This window comes from Eggerthella lenta DSM 2243 (genome assembly GCF_000024265.1).
GTDB lineage: Bacteria > Actinomycetota > Coriobacteriia > Coriobacteriales > Eggerthellaceae > Eggerthella > Eggerthella lenta.
Genome location: NC_013204.1, coordinates 2,052,851 through 2,075,735, shown reverse-complemented (window position 1 = coordinate 2,075,735; position 22,885 = coordinate 2,052,851). Strand labels below are relative to the sequence as shown.

General features: G+C 63.1%; 24 protein-coding genes, 5 tRNA genes and 1 pseudogene. 26 read left to right on the top strand and 4 right to left on the bottom strand.

Going from position 1 to position 22,885, the window contains the following annotated elements:
- Positions 1 to 345: 345 nt before the first annotated feature.
- From ELEN_RS08870 to ELEN_RS08775, 20 genes are all read left to right on the top strand, one after another.
- Positions 346 to 534, top strand: a complete 189-nt coding sequence (locus ELEN_RS08870) for a hypothetical protein (protein ID WP_015760777.1) — start codon at positions 346 to 348, stop codon at positions 532 to 534.
- A gap of 6 nt (positions 535 to 540) precedes the next feature.
- Positions 541 to 1,185: a hypothetical protein gene (locus ELEN_RS08865; RefSeq protein WP_015760776.1), complete on the top strand. Its 645-nt coding sequence runs from the start codon at positions 541 to 543 to the stop codon at positions 1,183 to 1,185.
- 241 nt (positions 1,186 to 1,426) lie between these two features.
- Complete coding sequence (locus tag ELEN_RS08860; protein WP_015760775.1) at positions 1,427 to 1,624, top strand: hypothetical protein; 198 nt, start codon at positions 1,427 to 1,429, stop codon at positions 1,622 to 1,624.
- Between the two features lie 125 nt (positions 1,625 to 1,749).
- Positions 1,750 to 2,283: a hypothetical protein gene (locus ELEN_RS08855; protein WP_015760774.1), complete on the top strand. Its 534-nt coding sequence runs from the start codon at positions 1,750 to 1,752 to the stop codon at positions 2,281 to 2,283.
- Positions 2,284 to 2,382: 99 nt separating this feature from the next.
- Positions 2,383 to 2,940, top strand: coding sequence for a hypothetical protein (locus ELEN_RS08850; protein ID WP_041691636.1), 558 nt, complete (start codon positions 2,383 to 2,385; stop codon positions 2,938 to 2,940).
- Between the two features lie 9 nt (positions 2,941 to 2,949).
- On the top strand, positions 2,950 to 7,020 hold the full coding sequence (locus ELEN_RS08845) for a S8 family serine peptidase (protein WP_015760772.1): 4,071 nt from the start codon (positions 2,950 to 2,952) through the stop codon (positions 7,018 to 7,020).
- A 303-nt stretch (positions 7,021 to 7,323) separates the two neighbouring features.
- Complete coding sequence (locus ELEN_RS08840) at positions 7,324 to 8,715, top strand: hypothetical protein (protein ID WP_015760771.1); 1,392 nt, start codon at positions 7,324 to 7,326, stop codon at positions 8,713 to 8,715.
- Entirely contained in the window at positions 8,700 to 9,620 is a 921-nt protein-coding gene (locus tag ELEN_RS08835) for a prepilin peptidase (RefSeq protein WP_015760770.1), read from the top strand. Before ELEN_RS08840 ends, ELEN_RS08835 begins: the two co-directional genes overlap by 16 nt.
- A 52-nt stretch (positions 9,621 to 9,672) precedes the next feature.
- On the top strand, positions 9,673 to 9,903 hold the full coding sequence (locus ELEN_RS08830; RefSeq protein WP_015760769.1) for a hypothetical protein: 231 nt from the start codon (positions 9,673 to 9,675) through the stop codon (positions 9,901 to 9,903).
- Positions 9,904 to 9,974: 71 nt separating this feature from the next.
- Positions 9,975 to 10,520, top strand: a complete 546-nt coding sequence (locus ELEN_RS08825; protein ID WP_015760768.1) for a hypothetical protein — start codon at positions 9,975 to 9,977, stop codon at positions 10,518 to 10,520.
- Positions 10,521 to 10,522: 2 nt separating this feature from the next.
- Positions 10,523 to 11,035, top strand: a complete 513-nt coding sequence (locus tag ELEN_RS08820) for a TadE/TadG family type IV pilus assembly protein (RefSeq protein ID WP_015760767.1) — start codon at positions 10,523 to 10,525, stop codon at positions 11,033 to 11,035.
- A 1-nt stretch (position 11,036) separates the two neighbouring features.
- On the top strand, positions 11,037 to 11,678 hold the full coding sequence (locus ELEN_RS16310; RefSeq protein WP_015760766.1) for a Tad domain-containing protein: 642 nt from the start codon (positions 11,037 to 11,039) through the stop codon (positions 11,676 to 11,678).
- Positions 11,675 to 12,469: a Flp pilus assembly protein CpaB gene (gene cpaB, locus ELEN_RS08810; RefSeq protein WP_158539332.1), complete on the top strand. Its 795-nt coding sequence runs from the start codon at positions 11,675 to 11,677 to the stop codon at positions 12,467 to 12,469. Before ELEN_RS16310 ends, cpaB begins: the two co-directional genes overlap by 4 nt.
- 3 nt (positions 12,470 to 12,472) lie before the next feature.
- Positions 12,473 to 13,765, top strand: a complete 1,293-nt coding sequence (locus ELEN_RS08805) for a TadA family conjugal transfer-associated ATPase (protein ID WP_015760764.1) — start codon at positions 12,473 to 12,475, stop codon at positions 13,763 to 13,765.
- Between the two features lie 15 nt (positions 13,766 to 13,780).
- On the top strand, positions 13,781 to 14,701 hold the full coding sequence (locus ELEN_RS08800) for a type II secretion system F family protein (protein ID WP_015760763.1): 921 nt from the start codon (positions 13,781 to 13,783) through the stop codon (positions 14,699 to 14,701).
- Between the two features lie 152 nt (positions 14,702 to 14,853).
- A complete protein-coding gene (locus ELEN_RS08795) occupies positions 14,854 to 15,600 on the top strand; it encodes a type II secretion system F family protein (RefSeq protein ID WP_158539331.1) in 747 nt (248 codons plus the stop codon).
- A 103-nt stretch (positions 15,601 to 15,703) separates the two neighbouring features.
- Positions 15,704 to 15,958 carry a preprotein translocase subunit SecG gene (gene secG, locus ELEN_RS08790; protein WP_009307174.1) on the top strand — a complete coding sequence of 85 codons (255 nt, stop codon included), beginning with the start codon at positions 15,704 to 15,706 and terminating at the stop codon, positions 15,956 to 15,958.
- A 68-nt stretch (positions 15,959 to 16,026) separates the two neighbouring features.
- Positions 16,027 to 16,114: transfer RNA gene (locus ELEN_RS08785), tRNA-Leu, on the top strand.
- Positions 16,115 to 16,203: 89 nt separating this feature from the next.
- Complete coding sequence (locus ELEN_RS08780) at positions 16,204 to 17,109, top strand: cation diffusion facilitator family transporter (protein ID WP_015760761.1); 906 nt, start codon at positions 16,204 to 16,206, stop codon at positions 17,107 to 17,109.
- Between the two features lie 6 nt (positions 17,110 to 17,115).
- Positions 17,116 to 17,808, top strand: a complete 693-nt coding sequence (locus ELEN_RS08775) for an HAD family hydrolase (RefSeq protein WP_015760760.1) — start codon at positions 17,116 to 17,118, stop codon at positions 17,806 to 17,808.
- Between the two features lie 64 nt (positions 17,809 to 17,872).
- Here the strand turns inward: ELEN_RS08775 and ELEN_RS08770 are convergent.
- The 3 genes from ELEN_RS08770 to ELEN_RS08760 form a co-directional block, all read right to left on the bottom strand.
- A tRNA-Gly gene (locus tag ELEN_RS08770) sits at positions 17,873 to 17,948 on the bottom strand.
- Positions 17,949 to 17,999: 51 nt separating this feature from the next.
- Positions 18,000 to 18,073 (bottom strand) — tRNA-Cys (locus ELEN_RS08765).
- Between the two features lie 67 nt (positions 18,074 to 18,140).
- Positions 18,141 to 18,216 (bottom strand) — tRNA-Gly (locus ELEN_RS08760).
- 162 nt (positions 18,217 to 18,378) lie between these two features.
- Here ELEN_RS08760 and ELEN_RS08755 point away from each other — a divergent pair.
- Positions 18,379 to 18,453 (top strand) — tRNA-Val (locus ELEN_RS08755).
- A gap of 364 nt (positions 18,454 to 18,817) precedes the next feature.
- Here ELEN_RS08755 and ELEN_RS08750 read toward each other — a convergent pair.
- Positions 18,818 to 18,967 (bottom strand): annotated as a pseudogene (locus ELEN_RS08750) (zinc ribbon-containing protein); the annotation flags it as partial.
- 423 nt (positions 18,968 to 19,390) lie between these two features.
- On the opposite strand from ELEN_RS08750, the gene thiS reads away from it, so the two are divergent.
- The 5 genes from thiS to ELEN_RS08725 are packed head-to-tail and all read left to right on the top strand — an operon-like array spanning position 19,391 to position 22,884.
- The gene (thiS, locus tag ELEN_RS08745) at positions 19,391 to 19,588 is read left to right on the top strand and encodes a sulfur carrier protein ThiS (RefSeq protein ID WP_009307167.1); all 198 of its coding nucleotides are present in this window, start codon (positions 19,391 to 19,393) and stop codon (positions 19,586 to 19,588) included.
- Complete coding sequence (gene thiF / locus ELEN_RS08740; protein ID WP_015760759.1) at positions 19,588 to 20,196, top strand: sulfur carrier protein ThiS adenylyltransferase ThiF; 609 nt, start codon at positions 19,588 to 19,590, stop codon at positions 20,194 to 20,196. The genes thiS and thiF overlap by 1 nt, the downstream gene beginning before the upstream one ends.
- 42 nt (positions 20,197 to 20,238) lie before the next feature.
- Complete coding sequence (locus ELEN_RS08735) at positions 20,239 to 21,012, top strand: thiazole synthase (RefSeq protein WP_009307165.1); 774 nt, start codon at positions 20,239 to 20,241, stop codon at positions 21,010 to 21,012.
- 8 nt (positions 21,013 to 21,020) lie between these two features.
- The gene (gene thiH, locus ELEN_RS08730; RefSeq protein ID WP_015760758.1) at positions 21,021 to 22,262 is read left to right on the top strand and encodes a 2-iminoacetate synthase ThiH; all 1,242 of its coding nucleotides are present in this window, start codon (positions 21,021 to 21,023) and stop codon (positions 22,260 to 22,262) included.
- On the top strand, positions 22,249 to 22,884 hold the full coding sequence (locus ELEN_RS08725) for a thiamine phosphate synthase (RefSeq protein WP_015760757.1): 636 nt from the start codon (positions 22,249 to 22,251) through the stop codon (positions 22,882 to 22,884). The genes thiH and ELEN_RS08725 overlap by 14 nt, the downstream gene beginning before the upstream one ends.
- The last annotated feature ends 1 nt before the right edge of the window (position 22,885 follow it).

The following is a 22,885-nucleotide window of genomic DNA, read 5'->3' as shown; positions in this document are numbered from 1 at the left end:
CGGGCGATCATGCGCTATCGTTTTAGCTCAGCACCGATGTTTTTCCTTGCGAAGGGGGAAACCTATCGGTGGCGAATGCGCAACGCAGACTATCGGAGAGAGGAGGATACAGGATGCGAGACTCACAAAGAAGGATCCCCGATCAGCTTGGAACATCTTCTGCTTCCGTGCATGTCGTTTCCTTTTCCGATCTGAAACGCGCCGAAAGGGCCTATTCCGACGAGGGCGCCGCATCCCTTCAGGCTCTCGCGTCCGGATGCGCCTCGCAGAAGGATGTCGATCGGGGGGGGGGCGTCTCACTGCAACGGGCATAAAGCGCGGCGCCTCAGTGTGAGAAAGACCTTCATGCTCGATCCCGAGGCTATCGCCTGCCTTGATGAGATATGCCAGGCGCGCAACTGTTATTCGGATCTTATGAAGAGCAGCTTCACCCATAACCAAAGCCAAGCGGTGCGCGATGCCATCAATCTCTTATATCGATTCGAAGTGGGCAAGGAATCGCTTGTCCACGATGAAGACCCCCGTTACATGTGAGCGGATATGGACGACAAGAAACGCTATAGCCTGGTGCAGCCTCCCGAAGCGCCCACGAGGTTCCATTTCGGGGATGATGCCGCCCTGTGCGCGCCGGATCGGGATCAGGCTCATCCTCAGGCTCATCCCGTCGGTTCGGATCAAGGCGGCGGCCCGAAAAAGATCAAGCCGATTCGGTTCTTCGTGGCGGGCGTATGCATCGTTTTGGTCGCGTGCGCGTGTTTCCTCGCCTATGTGGCATTCTTCCACAAGGACGAGGGGGCGCTTCAGCCGGATCCGAACGTGAAGGTGGGAACCCTCACCGGAGCAAGCGCCGATCTTGACAAGATCGCGGAGGAGGCGCAGGTGAGCTTTTCGATCAACGCGGCTCCGGAGTTCGAGACGGGCACCGCGCCGGGGAACCTCACCATAGAGAATCTTGAGATCAACAACAACCGGTTCACGGTCGCGATCAATCTCGAGGAGGACGGACGCGAGGTGTATCGATCCGGGTACCTCGACCCCGGCCAGTACATAGAGTCCGCTCCGTTGAGCGAGGATCTGCCGCCGGGAGACTATCCCGCCGTGGCGACGATAGAGACGTTCAGGCTCTCGGACAACACCCCTATCGGGCGTGTCGCGGCCGAGTTGGTGCTTCATGTTAAGGGGTGAGAAGATGATGCGAGTAACAGAGGACGGTCGATGGGGGCATCGCGCATGGTTCGCGCCATGCCTCATCGTCGGCCTGCTGACAATGGCGGTTGCGTGCCCTTCGGTTGCCGAGGCCGCCGAAGGGGGCGGAACGGACCTGGACATGCCGCTGCGCGTGCTGGTAGCGCCTTCTCCTCCGCCCCCATACCCTGATCCTCCTCCACCCCCCCCCTCTTTTGATCCTCCGCAGGAGCAAGGGGTTGTGTCGAAGCCGATGGGCGAGACCGTGGGGAAGTGGGGCGTGCAAGCCAAGCCGCTGACCAAGACCGGTGATAGCTTTCCCGTGTCGGCTGCGGTCGCGCTGCTATCGGCCGTGCTGTGCGCCCTCGCTGCCCTGGCGCTCGCCGGATGCAAGAGAGTCCTCCAAGCCCGCAAGACGGGCATGTGCATGAGACGCTGAGGCGCGTTCTACGCGCTCAAGGCATCGAGGATGGGTTTTTCTGCGGGTGTTCGCGGGGTGGGTGGTTCTGCTTTCGCGTGCCGCAGTTCAACGAAACGAATAGAAGCGAATAGAAAGGTGGAGACATGAGGAAGCAAGCAGGATCATTGAAGAAGGGGACGGTCGCGGCGGCGGGGCTGACGCTCGCCCTCGCGTTCGGCGCGGTGCCGGCGTTCGCAGCGGATCATTCCGTAGAGGGCGAGTCGCCCGTGAGCTCCGATATGGCGTTGGTGGGCACCGTGAAGGCTCCGAAGGACGTGGTGAGCGTGACCATGCCCTCCTCCCTCACCTGGGCGTTCCAGCTCGATGCCGGAGGCATGGGCGGAACGGTCGAGTTGCCCCAGGGCGTGAAATACGAGATCAGGAACCTCGATGGCACGAAAACCGTGGGCGCCAAAATCACCAAGGTCGTCGATCCGAGCGATCTGCTCGCGAAGATGTCCATCACGCTGAACGGAACCACGCTTGTGACGGGTGCCATGGACGCGAGCTTGGGCGTGGCGCAGCCGAACGGCACGCTGGGGCTTACGCTGGACGCGTTCGTGGACAACGGCCCGATCACGCCGGGCGACTACACGGTCACGCCCACCATCACGCTGACGAGCGGGGCGACCGCATAACAGGTGTGCAAGGAGGATCGCGGCGCAGCCTCGGACGACGGGGCTGCGCGTCTATGACGGCGCGGCAGGCAGAGGTGCGAGATGAACGGTTCGAGAAGAATGGATAAAAAGGGCGTGCGCACGTTGCGGTTCGCATTCGCTGTGGCTCTGGCGCTGCTTATGGCGGTGTCGGGATTGCCCGCATCGGCGAGCCAGGCCGCGTCTTCCGCCGAGGCGAGCGCAGCCCAGGTCGATGCCGAAGGATCGGCGTCGGCGGATCGGCTCGCATCGACCGACGCTGCGGAGGCAACGGAAACGGGTCCCGACGCGGCCCTCGACGGATCCGGGTCGTCCCAGAGCGCGTCGCAGGACGCGGTCCCATCCGAGCCTTCCGAACCGGCGGCGCAGGAAGATGCCCCCGCGCCTGCCGTGCAGGACGACCCCGCTCAGAACATCCTCGTCGAATGCGCCGATGTCGCGGCATCGGCGGCCTCTCTTTCCGATCTGCCCGATGCGACGTCGGCTACTTTGCGCGCGCAAGGGGTCGTCCCCCAGGAAATCATCGTGGAAGCTTCGGGGACCACGGGAACGATCGTGCGCGCCGCCATACCGGTCGGTAAAACGCCGCAAGCGGTCTCCGAAACGTTGCGCGACCAGCCCGGCATTATCGCCGTGTAGCCGAATCACGTGTACCGGTACGCGGGCGACCTTGCCGCGGGGGTCGACGTTCCCGACGACCCCCGCGCTTCTCAGGAAGAGCAGTATTACTTGTATGGCGGCGAGTTCGGAACCATGAAGGGCGCGGACGTCCTGAACGCCTGGAATCGCGTTGCGGGCGGCTCCGACGTGACGGTCGCGGTGTTCGACAGCGGATGCCGGCTCGATCACGAGGACCTGGCGGGCACGCTGCTCACGGACCTTGCCTACGATGCGGCTAGCCGAAAGCCTTTGAAGGACTTCGAGGCGAAAGATCAGGATGCGAACGGGCACGGCACGGCGGTCGCGGGTTTGGTGGGCGCTCAGTCGGGTAACGGCAAAGGCATAGCCGGAACGGGTTTCAACGCCCGCCTGCTTCCCGTCAAGGTGCACAACCCGCTCATCGGGAGTCCCGACACCGCCACCGTGCTCAAGGGCATCTCCTATGTCGCGAACCTCGTCAGAACCGAGCGGCCCAAGGGCAACGACTTCAACCTTCGCGTTGCGAACATGTCCTTCATCTCCTATCCGGGAGCAGGGGAGGAGGGCGATCCCGCCCTGCATCGGGCCATTCAGGACTTGCGCGCCGAGGGTGTGATGACGGTGGCCGCCGGAGGCGACGGCGACGGGTCGGGGAACGCGAAGACGGAGTACGGGTATCCGTCCGACTTCCCCGAGGTCGTGGGCGTGACGGCCTTGGAGCAAACGGGTCGAAACGCGCCGTGGTCCGACTACAACGACAAGAAGGACCTGTCCGCTCCCGCCGTCGACCTCGCCACGACGTTGGCGGACGCGCCCGATGCCTACGGAAGGTTTTCGGGAACGTCCGGCGCAAGCCCCATCGTGGCAGGCGTCGCCGCGCTCCTGATGACCGCCAGCCCCGATTTGACGGTCGACGAAGCCGAACGGGTGCTCGAGGGCACGGCGGACGAGATCCAAGACCCCGATAACGGCAGGAGAGCGCTTTCGGGAAGCGCGGGCGCGGTGAACGCGTCCAAGGCTATCGACAGCGTTCTCCCGGCGGCGGTCGTGGACGTGAACGACTTGCAGCTCGACCCTATTCCCGACCAGCGGTACGCGAACCAGGCCTTGGAGCCGGATGTCGTTTTGCGTACCGCTGATGGCGCGCGGACGCTCGTGAACGGGCAAGACTACGCGCTTTCCTACGAGAACAACGTGCGGGCGGGCACGGCGAGCGTCACCATCGCGGGAAGGGGCGCCTACACCGGTTCGCGCAGCGCCACGTTCGAGATAACCCCCAACCTGTCGAACCTGGTCCTGGTGGTGCGCTTCCAAGGCGATACCTCGGGAGACGGCGACACGGGCCTCAACGCGCCGTATGCATCCTATCGGCCGGAGACGAAGTGGCAAGCGTTGCAGGAATTCTACAACAACCCTGAGCCGAAGTTCACTCCCGCCAAGAACTACTTCGGCATCAGCATGCGCGGGTTCCTCTACGCTTCCTCGCAAGGGGCGGTGGACACGCTGAGCTACTTCCCCCAATCGCTTGGCAACGGCAAGGTCGCCTGCATCACGCTCGACCGCCCCCGAAGCTACTATGACGTGTTCAACGGCGATTTCAATCTTTTCAACGACACGCTTGAGAAATTCGCTCAGCAGTACCCGGACTTCGATCCGAAGTATCTCGATCCGTCGGGTGACGGGATCATAGAGAACGTGACGATCATTCCGGACGTAGGCACCCAAGCGCCGATCCGCGGAAACGCGCTGTCCCCTCACAAATTCAACCTGGGAGGGCATGGCCTGTCCGTCGGCAGCGGGGCTTCCGCGAAGCAGGTGGCGAACGTCAACGTCAACGACACGCTGACCGTAGCGGGGACCTCGTCGAAGGTGATCACTCACGAGTTCATACACTCGCTGGGCATATACGACTATTATCGCAAAGACGAGCAGGTTAGCGGATCGAAGCCGGTCGGGTATTGGGACATCATGAGCGATACGGGTTTGTTCCAACCCTTGGCCATCACCCGCCAGGATCTCGGATGGACGACGATTCAGCAGGAGAGCCAATCAGGCCGGTTCACGCTGAGCGAATTGGGTTCGGGCGGGCAGCAGGCCATCATGTTTAAATCCCCCTTTTCGGATAACGAGTACTTCGTCGCGGAATATCGAAAGAAGGGCGACTACGGTCAAATCGACTCGAACATCACTGGTTCGGGCGTCATCGTGTACCGCGTGAATCCCGCGTACCGCGACTGGGGAAACTGGGGCAAAGACGACTACATCTACGTCTTCCGCCCGGGCGAGACGGGCGTGCGCGATGCCAAGGGGGATATCAGGGATGCTCAGATATCGCTTGCCGGGGGCACGTTCCGCTCCTCGGTCGGCTCAAGCGACATGACCCAAGGCATCACCGACGGGGCGATCGTGCTTTCCGACGGGCGCAACACCGGCATCGTGGTGAGCGCCGTGGAAGAGGGTGCCGATTCAGTCACCATCGATCTGTCGCTGCCCGTCACTTCCGAGGACGATCTCTGGCCGTTGATCGGAGACGAGAGCGGAAGCACGCAGTTCGGCAGCGATGTGCAGGACGTGAGCACCGTCAGCGGCGACGGAGGATTGTACACCCTCGTCCAACAGGGGAGCGGACGCAATTCCTCCTTTCTCGTGATGGAGACGCGCGAAGGCGACCAGGGCGACCGGCTCGTTCCGCTGGGGAACCAGATCTCGGGAACGTACATGACCAACGCCAGTTTGGCGATCCACCAAGGTTCGCTCTACTTCCTGGCGACCAACGGCGACGACATGAACCAGGCGCTTCTCAAGCGTTTCGACAAGGCCTCGAACGCATGGGTCGACGTCGCCCAGGTGTCAACGAGGACCTATATCCAAAGCCCCTGCGCTATGGCTTCGGTGGCGGACTCGCTCTACGTGCTGGTGGCAACCTTGGGCAGGAACGGCGAGGGGCCGCAGGTGTACCGTCTCGCCGAGGGGGCAGGAGGATCGACCTTCGAGAAGGTGGAGGATCCTTTGCCGGTCGACTACATCCTGGCCCCGCAGCTATTCGAGTTCGACGGAGCGCCCGCTATCGCGTGCGGCGACAACGATGGAACGGGTCAGAGCTCGACCCATCTGATTCGCTTGATGCCGGAGGGCTCATGGTCGAAGCTCGACCTACCCCATGCTTCGGAGGCTGCAGGCTCCGTCGATGCCGTCGTGCACGCCGGCAAGCTGTACCTGCTTGCGGCGTTCGGCAATCAGGCTGCAGGAGCCCCTGCTCCTCGCCTGTACGTCATCTCCCCAGAGGGCCAGGTGGAAATCTACAAAGAGCTTTCATGGCTGACCTACGGGTTGCGCAAATACAGCGCCCTGGAGGTGAGCGGCGACAACCTCTATGTATCCGCGGTGATGGGGCGGGGTCCCGTCAACGTTGTGGACGTCTACTCCGTGCCGTTGGCGAAGGTCGTGGGAGGGCAAGACCTGTCGTCCCTCGACCAGTGGGAGCAGCTTGGGCAGACGGCGTACAGTCCAACTTCTAAGATCGTCACCGCCGTGAAGGACGGCCGCCTCTATCTGGGCGCCGTCAACGAGGGAAGCAGTCGGGCCGTGTTCGTGTCGCATGCCCTGCTTCCAGGTCGATCGATCATCTCCGTGACCATGCCGTCGTCGGTGCAATTCTCCATCGATAAGGGCGCTGCGGACGCGAACGCCCCGCTTCCCGCGACCGACGGGAACGGGTCGGCGACGTTCGCCATACGCAACAACTCCTCCACCGCTGTTCGAGCGTTCGTTTCGAGCGTGTCGGTCGCCGATGCGAGTTTGGTGAGTCGCCAAGAGGATCTGACGGCGAACCGCTCGCTCATGCTGGGCATGGGCGATGTCGCGGGTGGGGCGTTCGCAGGTTGGTTGCCAGCGGTGTCGCAAGGCGCCCCTGCGACCGATATCGTGTACTACCCTTTCAACGCGGCGGGACAAGGGGTCATCGAGGGGAACTCCTCAAGCCCCTCCGTCGGCTTGTTCGGTAGGCTGGGAGATGCGGGCTGGGAGGATCGGGCAACCTTCACGGTGACTCCGACCTTCACGGTGGCGATGCGCCAATAACCCGAGAGATCATCGTCGCGCACGTGGCTCCAACGGCTCCCCGAACAGCGTTCGAGGAGCCGTTTTCGGTTGCGGGAGCAGGGGGGATCGGGGCGTTTCGAAGCCCGGACGGGCACAGGGGTATGAACACAGGACCAGAATTGCAAGTAAATCACCGGCCTATATTCACCTCCCCTCTGTTAAATGATAGCGTATTGATTGTATTAAGGAGCGCAATGCGCGTTGCGGACATGCCCTCAGCTGTGGATGGCCGTTTATTTGGGAAAACGTGGGACAAGGTCGGACGAAAGGAGGTGGGTTGTCGTGCTAGTTCAGTTTGCGAGTTCGGCGACGCCTCGTCCGAATGGCGGGCAGGATGTTCGCTCTTCGGTGTTCCGCAATGGCGCAGCCGCCCTTCTTGTTCTGATGATGTCGGCATCGCTTTGCCTCGTGCAGTCGCTCAAGGCGTTTGCGGAGATCGACGAGGGGACCGAGAGGACCGACGGCTCGATCCAGGTGCTCTCAAGCGAGGTTTCTGAGGATGGAAGGTCCCTCACGTACGATCTGCTCACCGACAAAGACCATGGAGCTGTTCGATTCTCGTTCAAGCAGGACGCCCAAAACCAGCCGCTTGCGGACGGCCTCTTCCCCGCATCGTATCGAAGCTCGTCGACCTTGGTGCCCGGCCAGGGGGTTTGGGTCACTGGCGGGGACGGCGTCGCGCATTGGGATAGCCGCTCCAATACATCAAGCTCCCAAGTCATACGCTTCGATGCGACGAACACGAGCGCTTGGTGGGAGATTGTCGTCCCGCAAGGATGCTCGCTGCACATCGTCGATGGGAAAAGCTTTCAAGCGGGTGAGGTCGTTCACGTGAGAGCCGGCCAGTCGTTTTACTTCATCACCTCTGATCCTCTCCTCGCGGGGGGCGAATCCGGCGTCATGCACGGTTCGGGGACGGCCTCGATGGGTTATTACCACGACATCGATGCGCGTGTGGAGGCCCCCTGGCCGTTCGAAGAGCATGCAGGCTCGCCGACGATCGACGCCCCTTTCGCCTATAGGGTCAGCGTCACGTCCGAGGTGGCGAAGAGCTTTTCGGTGCGCTGGGCCGCCTCGGTCGAATACTACGTCGATGGAGACACCTCGGTTCCCGTGTTCGTGGACCACTGGCCGACGGGCTTGCGGTACTGGGTGCCGGAGCAGGTGACGGATGCGGCCCGCAAACCGAACTGCACCCCTGGACTGGGTCTCTGGCGGGATGGCTCCGGGGCCGCCTACGCCGACGGATCCCCCTTGCTTGAGGATTTGAAGCTCTACAACAAGAACCGCGCCACGATCACGTTCGAGCACGGCAGCCCGATAGGGCCGAACACCCCCGGCCGGCCGGAGGTCGCATTGTACGCGAGGCGGGACGGCACAGCTCCGATCCTGAAGAAGTGGAGCAGGTTGCTTCCCTCTGACAAGACCGCTTCATGGGGGAGACGGTTCCGCTTCCCGGTCCGGTCGATGGCTATACCGCGCTCTATTTCAAAGATCAGGAACGATGGAGGACGATGCGCCGCTCTGACGACGGATGGCATCTCGACGCCGGCGGCACGGATCCCGCATTCGCCTCCCTACTCGTTGAAGGCGATGCGACGGTGTACGACGACTGGACGCGCTCCGTGTACGACGGCGTGTACGACAAGTAGGAGACGATGGACGCTTCGATGACATATACGCTCGTGCTCGGCTTGGCGTTCGGGATCCTCGGACTGTGCGCTCCTCTGGTCTCCAAGGCTCTCCTGTCTTGGCGCAGGAAAGCCTATGAGGAATGGTTCGACAGCTCGGCCTCCGACACGCTCGCGTTCCGTCTCAAAAACGGGCAGGTCCCTGCAAGCCGCGCTGCGGGTCATGAGGGGGCTCTCGGCATATGGGCGGAGAGCCTGCGCCAAATGGCGGCGGATCGCTCCATCTCCCAAAGCCAGGCGAGCGCGGCGATCATGGCGCTCGGCGAGGATTCCCCTTTCGATTCGCTCGACGTTTCATCGTTGCCGACTGACGAGGAGCTGCGTGAAGAGTTCTCGGTTCGATCGGCACCGCGCGTCATCGTGCCTTGTGCGGTGATCATGGCCCTTTGCGGTGCCGTGTGCTCGTCTTCGAGCCTGGGCCCGATTAGCGTCGCGCTCTATGGTGGAATCGTCTTCTCGAGCGTCGTCCTTGCCCTCTGTGATGTGCGGAGCCGCACGATCCCGTTCGTTATGCCGCTCGTGCTCGTCGTGCTCGGCGCGGCTTTTCAGTGGGCGAGCTTCGGGTTGGAGAAGCTCGGGGCTGCGGTTGTCCTGGCCCTGGTGTTCGGCGCGGCATTGCTGGTGACGTCCCTCGTCGGATCGTTCGTTCGCAAAAGCCAGGCGGTGGGCATGGGAGATGTGCTCACCATGCCGGCCGTGGTGCTCTGCGCGGGATTGCCCGGCGCGGCGTACGGACTGGTCCTGGGGTTTGCGCTGGGGGCTATCGTGCTGGTGACAAGAAGGGTTGTGTTGGGCTTGAGGATTATGGAACGCGTCCCCTTCGGGCCGGTTCTGGCGGCTTGCGCGATCGCCGGCCCCTTGATCACCGTTTGGGCGATATCGCCGTGAGGATAAGGCGTGTCGATAGAGAGTATCCGGTAGAGAAGAAAGGAAGAGAGAGATGTCGAGCATCATCGAGAAGGCCCGCGCGGGCGCCCTGGCGGGCGAGCTGCGCGGAGGCCAGTCCCACACCGTGGAGGTCGTCGTGTTCATCGTGTTCGCGGCGGTCATCGGCGCGTTGCTGCTGAGTGGTGGTGCCGCAGGGGGTAATGTGTTTTTCGAAATGATGCGGATATGGAGCGATGCTATTGACAGCATTAGGCAACTTATGCAGGCTGGCACGCAACCGTGATTGAAGCTTCCTGGTTGACAACACGCTTGCGGGATGATTTGGCGTGCTTGGTGTTCGACGGGAGGTGCACTGTGCTTAAGATTGTTTCAGAAGCTCTCGCACACAAAACGTTCGTTTGGATGCCTTTGTTCGAAACGCGGGGAGGCCAGTCCACGCTCGTGTCGTTTGTCTTCATATTCCTCTTCGTGTTCGCCCTCTCGGCTCCTCTCGTGGAGATTATCCGGTACACGAGCGATGCGGTGTCCGTTGCGTCGGCATCCAACGACGTGGCGCGTGCCGTTGCGGAAAACCCCTCGATGAGCGAGGGGGAGCGCATGGATTTTTTCAATCGCGCCTATCCTAATCTCGCCGGGGCCAATGTTGAGGTGACGATAGGCTTTCCGCGATCGGAGGAGTACCAGCATCACCTACCCAGCGCCGACGGCACATGGAACGTCCGTCCTTCGAAGACGACGAGCCGTGAAGTCGACGTCGAAGTGTCCATCGATCGTCCGTGGGTCACGCCGTTGAGCTCGATCATCCTTGCGATCACGGGCACGGGACTGGGCGATTCGTATCATATCGAAGCAGGGGGAAGCGCCTGCATCGACGATACCGTCAGTAGCGGGAGTTGGTGAGCATGCGGTCTATTCGCTCTCGCATCCATGCGGTCGTCGAGCAGGGAAGCGTCGCCGTCGAATACGCGATATTCTTCCCCTTGGTGGTGGTGCTCGTCCTGTTCCTCATCCAGCTCTCTTGGGTGGGCTTTCAGTCGGCCACGTTCGATTATGCGACGAGGACTATGGTGTTGAACCTGGATCCCGATCGAGCGACGGAGGCCCCCGACCTCGATGCCTTTGTGGCGGACGGCATCGTCCAGACGCAGGCTCCGCTCGATGCCGCTCAGCTCACCGTTTCCCATGCGAATCTGAACGTCGACGTCAAGCACGACGAGAAGGAGACGGGCGGCCGCGATGATAAAACGCTGTACAAGATCGAGCGCGTTTCGCGCGAGGCAACCTACGCGCATCTATCCGGAACTGTGACCTATCATATTGGCCTGCTCCTGCCGCTTCCGGGTTTTTCCGAGATCACCCTCGTCAAGGCTCTCGATAGCGTCCTCCTCGTCAACTCCGTGTTCGAGGTGAGTTGACATGAAGCTCGCTATCTGGAATGCGCGAAAAGCGCGGGCGTGGTTCTCCTGCCGCCGCGAGCGGGGCGATCTCAACCTCACGTTTCTCATGCTGTTCTTCCTCGTGCTCGGGTTTTTAGCCTTTGCCGTCGATGCATCGCAGTTCTTGACGAAGAAAACCCTCTTGGAGAACACGCTCAACCTCGCGCGCGAAGAGCGCATGGCTCCTTCGGTGACGTTGGTCGCGAAGAACTCCCAAGAGCCGGATGCGGTCATCGCCCGTAGCGTTGCCGGCACGTTGCGCGATGCGAACTATCAGGGCGATATCGACGTCTACTTCTACGAAGTGCCCGAAGCGCAGTTGCCTCCCTCAAAACGCGATACCGAGCGTGTCTACGCGTATCAAGTGGTTTTGACCGAACAGGTCAAAACCGTGTTCGCCAGCATCTTCGGAGTTTACGACATACCGTTGAAAAGCACCGTGGTGGCCGTGTCGAACCCCTACTCTGAATACAAGGTATGGCGCCCCGCTTTCTCCAGAAGCACAAAATGGCATCTGGCTGCCAACGCACCCCCGGCGAGCCTTGGGTTCCAAACCGTCAGCCTGGCTTCGATGCCGGAGGAATTGAGGGATGCGATCAGCTCTCAAAGCGCGAATCCATGACGTTTTCCTCGAGGAGGAATCGTTCGCTGCAAGCAAAAAGCAAAGAGGAGATACGTTTCATGTTCAACAAGAGAAAGAGCTCGTCAGACAACCAGGCTTCGAAAGCGCAGCCGGGACACTTTCGAGAGGCGGGAGAAGGGGAGGAGTCGGGCTCGAGCGCGCGCAAGCTCTCTTTGGTCACCGCCGCTTCGGTGGCCATCGCCGTGATCGCGGTCGTGTACGCGTTCCTCACTTCGAGTAACGTGCAGAGCGAGATCGCCACCTTGCGCGAGAACACCTCGTCCACCGTCATCACCACGACGGCGATCTCCCAAGGGACGACCATCTCCCCGGATATGCTCAAGGTCGTCGACATACCTGCTTCGTTCTTGAACTCGGAGGCAATCGCCGACACGCAGGATCTGGTCGGGAAAATCGCCTTGTACAATATAGCCGCCAACAGCCAGGTTACGTCGGGCATGCTCTCCGCCATGGACAATGCCGCCACTTTGGCCTCCTCGCTTCAAGCGGGAAACGTCGCGATAAGCATCGCGGTGGATTCCGAAAGCGGTTTGTCCGGCTTGATCAAGCAAAACGATTATGTCGACATTCTCGGCAACGGCGAAGTGATCGTGCAGAATGTGCGCGTCGCCGCTTTGGACAGCAATCTGAGCGGCTCGGTGTCGCAATACGCAACCGTCACGTTGGAGGTCGCCCCCACGCAGGCGACGGCGATCCAAGAAGCCCAGTCCGAGAATCCCCTTCGGTTCGTTTTGAGGCCCGCGGTCGAACGCACCGCGCCGGGGGTGTAGGCGATGCTCGATGAGATAGGGCTCCCCAACATATCGCTCGTGAAAAGCGCGGTGCAGACGGAGCTGTCCAACCGGGTTTCGGACCTTGGCCGCGAGGTCGGCGAGATCGAGCTCACGCGCATCATCGAGAACGTTCTCTCGTCGATGGATCTTCCGCACGGCCTTTTCCTCACGCAAGATGCACGCGAGCGATTCAGCATGGATATCGTGAACGACTTCTTGCATTACGGGCCGCTCCAGCCTTTGCTGGATGACGATTCCATCACCGAGATCGTTGCCAACGGCCCCTCCCGCATCTTCGCGGAGAAGGGCGGGAGGATGCACAGGGTCGAGGGTTTGAAGTTCGACGACGATGCCCATTTGCGCAGGATCATCGACCGCATCGGCCAGCAGGTGGGAAGGCGCTGCGACGACTCCAGCCCGATGATGGACGCGCGCCTGGTGGACGGTTCCCGCGTGAACGCGGTGATCCCCCCGCTCGCCATAGACGGCAGCTCGCTCACCATCAGGAAGTTCGCAAAAGAGCGCATGACGGCGACGGATTTCATATCTTCCAGGACCGCTTCTCCGACGATGATGTCGTTTCTTGCTGCGGCGATCGCGGGGCGATGCAGCTGCATCGTCGCCGGGGGAACCGGATCCGGCAAAACCACGCTGCTTAACGTCCTTTCAGCGTTCATACCCGATCACGAGCGTCTCGTGACGATAGAGGATGCGGCCGAGCTCCAGCTCAAGCAAAGCAACCTCGTACGTTTAGAAAGCCGCCCTCCCAACATGGAAGGCCGAGGAGAGGTATCCATCCACCAGCTCGTGATCAACGCTCTGCGTATGCGCCCCGACAGGATAATAGTGGGAGAGTGCCGTGGGGACGAGGCCATCGAAATGATCAACGCCATGACCACCGGACACGACGGATCGCTCACGACCGTCCACGCCAATGACATAGCCACGACGTTCTCGCGCTTGGAAACCATGATCATGACGGGCATGGCGACGTACACCGCGGAAGACGCGAAGCGCCTCATCGCCCAAGCGGTGAGCTTGATCGTCATCATCAAGCGCATGGTGGACGGTACGCGCAAGATAGATTCCATCTACCATATCGCCGGCATGGAAGGCGATACGATATCGACTGAGCGGCTTTTCCATTTCGAACCCCAGGGTTTCGGCGAGGGGGGCAATTTGACGGGAGAGTTCGTCGGAGACGGCTTTCAGCCCAGCAAAGTGAAGATGCAGCTGGAGAACATGGGTGTGTACTACGACCCCGAATGGTTCTTCGACCGCTTTCGCGCATAGGGGGGGGGAACAGCTATGAACGATTTGATCGGATACGTGATCGTGATCCTGGCGCTTGTGTGCGGGATGGCCGGTTTCGTGTCGGCCCGTCGCTTGTCGGTGATGGAGCGCGACCGCACGTTCGAGCAAGTGGAGATATACAGAGGGGGGAGGCAGCGGAGACGGCAGCTTCAAAGAGCGCAAACCAAATCCGGAAGCAGGCTCGAGGCGATGCTCCTGTCGGCCGGGATGGCGATCTCGCCGGCGATGTTCTTGGTGGGAGTCGTGATCGCCGGCGCGCTCCTCGGCGCCTTCTTGCATGGGCCCCTCGGAGGCTTCGGCTTGCTTGTCGGCGTTGCCGGGGCTGCGGCCGCGGCATGGGCGCTCCTGCTGACGGCTGCGAAAAAGCGCTCGATGCAGTTCGAAACACAACTGGCTTCGGCGCTTCCGATGATCTCCGAGAACCTGCGTGGCGGGTCGAGCTTCGAAATGTCCATATCCGCAGTCGCCCAGTTCATGCCGGAGCCCATACATTCCGAGCTGCAGCGCGTCATCGAGGACGTTTCCAATGCGTCCATCTCGCTCCCCGATGCTTTCGAGCGGCTTGCGATCCGCATCCAAAGTTCCGAGGCGCACCTGCTTGCGACCGCCGTCATGATCCAGAAAGAAGGAGGCGGGAACCTGGCTTCCGTTGTCGACACGATAGCCGAAACCATCGCGCGCAGAATCGAGCTGAAGAACAAAGTGCGTTCTTCGACCGCCAACGCGCGCTTCTCCGCCGTGTTCGTGGCCGCCGTGCCTTTCGCGGTGCTCGCGTTCTTCACGTACGGCTCTCCCGGCTATATGGATAATTTCTACGCATGGCCTTTTTGGCCCGCCGTGATCATCGCCGCCGCAGTGCTCGATGGCATAGGACTGTTTCTCATCAGCCGTATGTACAAGTTCAAAGCAGAGTAGGGAGCCCTATTGTGGAGATGATGGTTGCATTGCTCATCGGATGCTCGGCGGGGTTCGCGGTGTACCTGTTGTTCGCGTCCCGCCTCTTCCCTTCGTATCGTAAAATCGAGAAGCCGCCCGACTCCTCGGTCGATGCGAACGTGTCCGATAGGATGGCGGCTGCCGCCAGCTTCGTTTCGAACATGCTCCCGCTCTCTCGCGCTCAAGAGCGCAATCTGCGCAATCAAATCGCCGCCGCTGGACTCAATATGAAGCCTTCGACGTTTTACGGGCTTTCGGTCATCCTCTCGCTTCTCGGGATGATCGCGCTGCTCGTGTTCTCGCCCTATATCGTCGGATCGGACACCACGAGCCTGCTCCTGTTCAACGCGGTGGTCGTCGCCGCGGGTATTCTGGGGCCCCGTGGCTTTCTGATCCTCAAGCGCAACGAGCGCCAAGAGGCGATCAACCGGGAGTTGGCAAGCGTCATAGACCTTCTCTCCATTTCGGTGGAAGCGGGTTTGACCATGGAACGGGCTATGCGGCATGTCAGCGAGCGCTTGGACGGCACCCTCTGCAAGGAGATCGCGCTTTGCGAGCGAGACATCAACCTCTTGGGCTATTCGCGCGAAGATGCGCTGAGGCGTTTGGCCGATCGCTGCCAGACGGAGGGCGTCTCCATGTTCGTTTCGTCGGTGATCGTATCGGCCAAGTCGGGATCCTCGATCTCCCGCGTGTTGAAGATGCAGGCATCGGTCGCGCGAAATCGGCAATTCACCGCCCTTGAGGAGAAGGTGGAAAAGCTGCCCACGAAGATGATCTTCCCCATGAGCATGTTCATCATGCCTTCGCTGATGCTGATCGTCATGGCTCCCGCGGTCCTCACCCTGGTCGAGTCCTTCAGCGGCATGAATTTATAGCGCTGTTGCGCAGGCGATATGCTCTTGCCCTCGAATGCGCCTTTCGCTATACTTAGCAACTTGCGTACCGATATACCTTTGATCGAAAGAAGAGAGACGAACCTTGAATCCGCTCCTCATCATCACGCTCATCCTGCTCGTCGTTTCGGGCATCGGCCTCATCGTGTTCATCCTGCTGCACTCCGGCAAGGGCACGGGCATCTCCGACATGATCGCCAGCTCGGTGTACTCCACTCAAACCGGTACGAGCATCGTCGAGAAGAACCTCGACCGCATCACCATCGCGTTCGCGATCATCTTCATGCTTTCGCTTATCGTCCTTATGATCATCTACCCCCACGGGACGATTGCAAAATAGCGAAAATTGCCCCTTCACAACGCAGAAGGGTTCGGGTAGAATAACCTGCGTTGCGTTTCGAGCAACACGTCGGAGTGGTGGAACGGCAGACACGCTAGCTTGAGGTGCTAGTGCCCGTTTAAGGGTGTGCGGGTTCAAATCCCGCCTCCGACACCAGAGAGAATGAAGAGAGCCTTCGGGCTCTCTTTTCTTATATCTCCGCATTGCATATGCGGACGGAGCCGCTTTCGGCGAAAGGAGCGGGCGTGGCGAAGGCGCTTGCAACGAAGAACCCGGTATCGGAGCGCATGCGCTCCATCCGGCGCGTGCTGTGGGTCATCCTCGTGTTGAACCTGGCGGTGGCCGCTGCGAAGTACGTCTACGGCCTGATGAGCGGATCGGCGTCCATGCAAGCCGACGGCATCCACTCGGTGTTCGATTCGGCCGGCAACGTGGTGGGCCTCGTCGGCATCGCGTTGGCGGCGCGTCCGGCCGACGACAGCCATCCTTACGGCCATGCGAAGTTCGAGACGTACGCAAGCCTCGTGATCGGCGTGCTGCTGCTTCTGGCGGCCTTCGAGGTGGGTTCGAGCGCGGTGGGCAAGCTCGTGTCCGGCGTGTACACGGCCGAAGTAACTCCCGTGTCGTTCATCGTCATGGTGGGCACCCTCGCCGTCAACATCGGGGTGACCACCTACGAGCGCCGGTGCGCGAAGCGGCTCAAAAGCGAGGTGCTTGCGGCGGATGCGAACCATACGCTGTCCGACGCGCTCGTGTCCATCGGGGTCATCGTCGGTCTGGCGGCCGTGGCGCTGGGCTTTCCCATGGCCGACCCCATCATGGCGCTCGTGGTGACCGTCGCCATCCTGGCCACGGCCTACGACGTATTCAAGCACGCGCTAGCCACCCTGTCCGATCATGCGCGCATTCCCGACAAGGACGTGCAGGCCGTGGCGATGGGCGTGCCGGGCGTGCAGGATGCCCATCACATCCGCACGCGCGGCACCGAGGGAGAGGTGTACGCCGACCTGCACGTGCTCGTGGCGCCCGGGATGACCGTGGGGGAGGCCCACGAGCTGTCCGAGCGGGTGGAGCGCGCCATCATGCAGCGGTTCCCGAACGTGATCGAGGTGCTCGTCCATATCGAGCCGAACGACGGTCATGAGGACTGAGGGCGCATGATCGAGGCGGTGTTCTTCGACGTGGGCTCGACGCTCATCCGGCCGTGCCCGTCGGTGGCCGAGACGTTCGCGCGCGTTGCGGCCGAGCGCGGCCACGACTTGACCGTGCGCGACGTCGAGCCGCACATGCCGGCCATGGACGCGTACTACGAGGCGGAGTATCTGCGCGACGGCGACTTCTGGTGCTCGCACGAGGGGTCGACGGCCATTTGGCTGGACCAGTACCGCTACGTGTGCCATCTCGCGGGCATCGGTCACGATGCGGAAGGCGTGGCGCAGACGGTGCACGAGGCCTATCGGCGCGCGGAATGCTGGGAGACGTACGCCGACGTCACAGCGTGCCTGAGAGCGCTCAAGGAGCGTGGATACGCGCTGGGAGTGGTATCGAACTGGGATGCGGGCTTGGAAGGGCTCCTGCGCGACCTCAGGCTGCTGCCGTACTTCGACACGGTAGTATCTTCGGCGGTGGTGGGCTACCGCAAGCCGAACCCGGTCATCTTCAACCTGGCTTGCGAGCAGATGGGCGTGCGCGCCGAAGCGAGCGTGCATGTGGGCGATCGTCCCGATGCCGACGGGGACGGGGCGACCGCTGCCGGCATCCGCGCGGTGATCGTCGACAGGCACGATGCCGAGAAAGATTGTGGCTACGAGCGCGTGACGGCGCTCACCGACCTCTTAGAGCTGCTCTAACCTTCGTCGTTCGGAGCGAGGCATGAAAAAAGCCCGTCGGCGAACCGACGGGCTTGTACGATCATGGAGCGGACGACGGGGTTCGAACCCGCGACCCCGACCTTGGCAAGGTCGTGCTCTACCAGCTGAGCCACGTCCGCATGGGTAACGCTTTTCAATTCTCAAACCGTCCGCCCCGCAAGGGGAGCGAATGGAGGCGACGCCCGGATTCGAACCGGGGGTGAAGGCTTTGCAGGCCTCTGCCTTACCACTTGGCCACGTCGCCATCTCGTCGACACCGTCATGAAAAGGCCGGTCAAAACTTTTGATAATGACCGGCCTGTTAGCGACGATGGAGCGGACGACGGGGTTCGAACCCGCGACCCCGACCTTGGCAAGGTCGTGCTCTACCAGCTGAGCCACGTCCGCATCGGCGAGGAAATATAATACTGGAAGTGTCCGTAGCGCGCAACCCCCGATTTCAGAAAAGTTCGCAAAAATATTTTCGAAATTTGTCTTTGATGGTCGGCGAACTTCTGGTAGACTATCTGCTTGCTGACGCGGAAAACTTCCAAAGCAGCAAGCATTCATGGGCGATTAGCTCAGGGGGAGAGCACTACCTTGACACGGTAGGGGTCACAAGTTCAAATCTTGTATCGCCCACCATGAATTCGAAAGAGCCTTCGATCTGCGAAGGCTCTTTTTTGTTGCTCCGGCCCCGAGGCCTCTCTCGTCAAAGTGACCCGGAAAAGTGCAAACGTGCGAACGATCTGGGAAATGACGGCGAAAGCGGGTCTGCTGGCGCAAGTGGGGCGGTTTGGTAATCTTGGAGCCGCTCTATTCTCTCGTTTGATGCGGGGAGGGGGCGATGCGCGTGCGTTTGTGCAGGTCGGATGTTCTCGGCATGTCGGAGGCGGCGGCACCGGTTACCAAACCCTTTGATTCCTGCCGTACGCAGAAGTTTTCGTCGTCATCGCGGCCCCTGCGGAGCCGGCAGCGCGCCGGACTTGCTGCCGGCCCTGGCGTTCGGTCAGTCTTCCAGTTTGGTGAACTCGTGGTGTCCGCAGTTGGGGCATGCGGGAAGGGCTTCGGCATCGCTCGTGATGCGAACGACGTAGCCGCAGTTGTCGCAGCGGTAGCGTCCCGCGCCCGGCTTGTCGCCTGTCTTGTACTTCATGGACGTCTCCTTATCTGATCGTCGGTTGCCTTGGTCCGTTCAGCGTACCGCAGGGCGTCGGCCGGTCGGTTGCGGCGGCGCAACGGTTCTCTATCCGCTCGTTTGCGCGGCATGGCGGCTGTGTTGCTGACAGCGCGCATGCGCATCATCGCCCGAAAAACACGGAATCGAGCGCGAAAGCGTGTTTTTCGGGCGATGATGCGCCATCGGGCAGCCGCTTTGCGCCCGATCCCGCTGCATCTTGCGCCCGCCGCTTACCGGCGGGGCGTTGCGGGGACGGGCGACTTCGGATATCCTAGCCGTCGTGAGAGTACGCAAGCGCGTACGAAGGGGCGCACCACCTCGGGTGCGATCTGCTTCGTGCGCGCTTTTTTCGTGCCCGGAGGCCGGCGGCTGCGCCGGCGGGGGCGGAAAGGAGGGTGAGACGTGGCGCAGGTGAACGGACGGGCGCGGCCCGAGGCGGACGGTTCGACGCTCGCGCAGCTGCTGGAGCGCGACGGCTTCGACGCCGCGCGCGTGGCGTGCGAGCTGAACGGGGCCATCGTGCCGCGCGACGCGTACGCGGCCACGGTGCTGCGGGCAGGCGACGTGCTGGAAGTGGTCCGCTTCGTGGGAGGCGGCTGATGGACGCGCTTTCGAGCCGCATCGGAGAAGAGGCGCGCGCGAGGCTGGCGGCGGCGCGCGTGGGCGTGGCGGGGCTGGGCGGCCTGGGGTCGCACATCGCCGTGATGCTGGCGCGCTCGGGGGTGGGCGCGCTGCACCTCGTGGACTTCGACCTCGTGGACGAGTCCAACCTCAACCGCCAGCACTACTTCCGCGAGCATCTCGGCCGGCCGAAGACCGAGGCGCTGGCCGAGCAGCTGCGGCGCATCGACCCGGGCATCGAGCTTACGCTCGACCGCGTGCGGGTGGATGCCGGCAACGTGGCGGCGCTGTTCGCGGGCGAGCGCATCGTGTGCGAGGCCTTCGACGACCCCCGCTGCAAAGCCGACCTCGTGAACGCGCTGCTGACGGAGGCGTCGAATACCGTGGTGGTGGCGGGCAGCGGCATGGCGGGTGCGGGACCGGCCGACGCGCTGGTCACGCGGCGCGTGGGGCGGCGGCTGTTCGTGTGCGGCGACGGCGAGGCCGACGTGGCCGACGAGGCGCTGTTCGCCCCGCGGGTGGCCCTGTGCGCGGCGCAGCAGGCGCTCGTCGTCGTGCGCCTCGTGCTGGGACTCGAAGGAAACTGACGGAAGCAACGGGCCGCAGAGGGCGGTCGGGAAGGGATATCCATGGCATACGAACCGGATACTTGGTCGCTGGGCGACCGGACGTTCACCTCGCGCTTCATCCTGGGGTCGGGGAAGTTCAACCTCGACCTCGTGGAGGCGGCCGTGCGCGATGCGGGCGCCGAGATCGTCACCTTGGCTGTGCGTCGCGCGAACACGGGGCAGGACGGAAGCATCCTCGACGCCATTCCCGAGGGCGTGACGCTGCTGCCGAACACATCGGGGGCGCGCACGGCCGACGAGGCGGTGCGCATCGCGCGGCTGGCGCGGGCGATGGGATGCGGCGACTTCGTGAAGGTGGAGGTCATCCGCGATGCGGCCTATCTCATGCCCGACAACGCCGAGACGGTGCGCGCAACGGCGCAACTGGCCGAGGAGGGCTTCGTCGTGCTGCCCTACATGTTCCCCGACCTCGTCTGCGCGCGCGACCTGGTACGCGCGGGCGCGGCGGCCGTCATGCCGCTGGCGGCGCCCATCGGGTCGAACAAGGGGTTGGCCGCCCGCGACTTCATCAAGATCATCGTCGACGAGGTGGACGTGCCCGTCATCGTGGACGCGGGCATCGGCCGGCCCTCCCAGGCGTGCGAGGCCATGGAGCTGGGCGCGGCCGCGGTCATGGCGAACACCGCGGTGGCCACGGCGGGCGACGTCCCCCTCATGGCGGCCGCGTTCAAACGCGCCGTGGAGGCGGGGCGCGCGGGATACCGAGCCGGCATGGGGCGCGTGCTCGACCGCGCCGAGGCCTCGTCGCCCCTCACCGGGTTCCTCGCGGATTAGGAGGGGCCATGACGCAAGCAGGCACCCGCTCCGCAACGCCCTCGGCGGTTCCGCACTTCACGCGCCTCGAGGCGGTGGACCCCGCCGACGTGGCGCGCGATCGCGGCATCGACCCTATGGCCTACCTTCCGGATATGGACGTCACCGACTCGCCCGTGCTCGACGAACTGTTGGCACGCGCGGCGGCGTTCGACTTCGACGCGGCGACCGAGGCCGACGTGCGCGCCGCGCTCGCGGCCGACCGCCTTTCCCCCGAGGGCTTCGGCGCGCTGCTGTCGCCTGCCGCCGAGCCGTTGCTGGAGGAGCTGGCCGCCGCCGCCCGCCGCGCGCGGCGGCGTTGGTTCGGCAGCACCGCGTACCTGTTCACGCCGCTGTACCTTGCGAACTACTGCGACAACCACTGCGTGTACTGCGGCTTCAACCGCGACAACGACATATGTCGCGCCCGTCTCGACCGCGCGGGCATCGCCGCCGAGCTCGACGCCATCGCGGCGACGGGGCTCGAGGAGATCCTGCTGCTCACGGGCGAGGATCGCGAGCGCACCGACCCCGCCTACATCGGCGAGGCGTGCAAGCTGGCCGCCGAGCGCTTCCGCATGGTGGGCGTGGAAGTGTACCCCATGAACGAGGACGAATACGCCTACCTGCACGGATGCGGCGTCGATTACGTCACGGTGTTCCAGGAGACGTACGACCCCGCGCTTTACGGCAAGCTGCACCTGGCGGGGCGCAAGCGGGTGTTCCCGTACCGTGCGAACGCTCAGGAGCGCGCGATGAGAGGCGGCATGCGGGGCGCGGCGTTCGGCGCCCTCTTGGGTCTCGGCGACTTCCGGCGCGACGCGTACGCATGCGGGCTGCACGCATGGCTCGTGCAGCGCGCTTACCCGCACGCCGAGCTGTCGCTGTCGTGCCCCCGTCTGCGTCCCATCGCCGGGAACGGGTCGCTGGGGCCGCGCGGCGTGGGCGAGCGACAGCTTCTGCAGGTGATGTGCGCTTACCGTCTTCTGCTGCCGCAGGCGGGCATCACCATCTCGTCGCGCGAGCGCGCGGGCTTCCGCGACCGGGCCATGGGCATCGCCGCCACGAAGATATCGGCCGGCGTGTCCACGGGCGTCGGCGAGCATGCGGACGGATCGCCTGCGGGCGACGACCAGTTCGAGATCGCCGACGGCCGCGACGTGGCGCAGGTGCGCGCCGCGCTGCGCGGCGTCGGTCTCGAGCCGGTGATGAACGACTATGTTCGCCTGTGAGCCCTCGGCGGCGGCCCCGACGTTTCGGCGCGTGTTCGTCACCGACCGCCTCGGCTGCGCTCTCCCGTTGCCGCAGCAGACGGCGTTCCTCGCGGAGTCGGGCGCCATCGACGCGGTCATCCTGCGCGAGAAGGACCTCGACGATGCCGCCTACGAACTTCTCGCAGCGGAGATGGCCGCCGTCTGCGCGCGCTGCGGCATCGCCTTCGTCGCGCACGCGCACGTGGAGGCGGCGCGCCGCCTCGGTTGCGCCGCCGTGCACCTGCCGCTGCCGCTGCTGCGCGCGCAGGGCCGTCCCGACGGGTTCGCGTGGGTGGGTACGAACGTCCACGAGGCCGACGAGGTGGCCGAGGCCGAGGTTCTGGGAGCCGACGTTCTCGTCGCGAGCCCCGTGTTCGCGCCTTCGTGTAAGCCGGCGTCCACGGCGCGAGGGTTGCCCTTCCTGCGCGCCGTGCTGGATCGCGCGCATGCGCCCGTGTTCGCGCTCGGCGGCATCACCGACGAGAACGAGCGTCTGATCAGGGAAGCAGGGACCGCGGGAGCGTGCCGCATGGCGGATTATGCGCGTCGTCGAGGCGTTCGGCAAGCCGCCCCGTGCAAATACGAGCGAAGTAGGGGATAAT